Here is a 956-nt window from a genome sequence, read left to right as displayed (position 1 = left end):
GGGGGCCCGCATTCGCGGTGTAGGCACTAACACGGTTGTGGTGGTAGGGGTACCGCGCCTGCACGGCACCGAGTACACGGTCATTCCCGACCGCATCGAGGCCAGCACCTACCTCATTGCCGGGGCCATCACCGGCTCCGAACTCACGGTTGGCCCTGTTATCCCAGATCATCTGCGGGCGGTGATCGCCAAGTTGCGTGACATGGGGCTGCGGGTGGAGGAAGAAGGCCCCAACCGGCTGCGCATTGCCCCGGCGCGACTCAGTTCGGGCTGGCTCTGCCAGGCAACCGATATCCAGACCTTGCCCTATCCGGGTTTTCCCACTGATGTGCAGGCGCCGATCATGGCCTTGGCCGCCCTGAGCGAGGGCAGTTGCACCATCGAGGAGACGGTGTTTGAAAACCGGATGCACCACATCCCCGAGCTCAATCGCATGGGGGCAGACATTCGCCTCAAGAACCGGGTCGCCCTCATCCGAGGAGTGCCGTCGCTGTCGGGAGCGCCGGTGGTGGCTACGGACTTGCGGGCGGGGGCAGCTCTAGTGTTGGCCGGCCTGGCGGCTGAGGGCTGCTCTACCATCCACGGCCTCCACTACATCGACCGCGGCTACGAAGCCATCGATGAAAAGCTGCGCAATGTCGGGGCCAAGGTGTATCGCTGTAACCACCCGGCAGGGATCCCGCTCACCCCTCAGCCTGAGCAAGCCGATGGAAAGGGGATCCCATCGCAAAATTGGCCCATTTGAGCAATAGGGCTTGAGCCTACGCTGTTGGGGGGATCCGCTGGCCCCAAGCGTCATCCCCTTGGTTTTCTGGAGGGAAAAAGGATGCGGTAGGCTAGGAGCTGACAGCCCAAATTCTAGGGAGAAGGGGTTAGCTTAATCGGCGGGAAGCCCCGCACTGTAATTACTCAAGAGCCAATCCGTGTCGGGATGAAAGCTGTTCGTGCTACAAGTG

General features: G+C 62.0%; 1 pseudogene. It reads left to right on the top strand.

What is annotated here, in order from left to right:
* Window positions 1-745, top strand: a pseudogene (locus NW835_RS04920) (UDP-N-acetylglucosamine 1-carboxyvinyltransferase); the annotation flags it as partial.
* Window positions 746-956 lie beyond the last annotated feature (211 nt).

Origin of the sequence: Synechococcus sp. OH2, assembly GCF_047462155.1 — a bacterium.
Classification (GTDB): Bacteria; Cyanobacteriota; Cyanobacteriia; order Thermostichales; family Thermostichaceae; genus Thermostichus.
The sequence above is the reverse complement of the archived record's forward strand: the minus strand, read 5'-3'. Positions and strand labels throughout refer to the sequence as shown.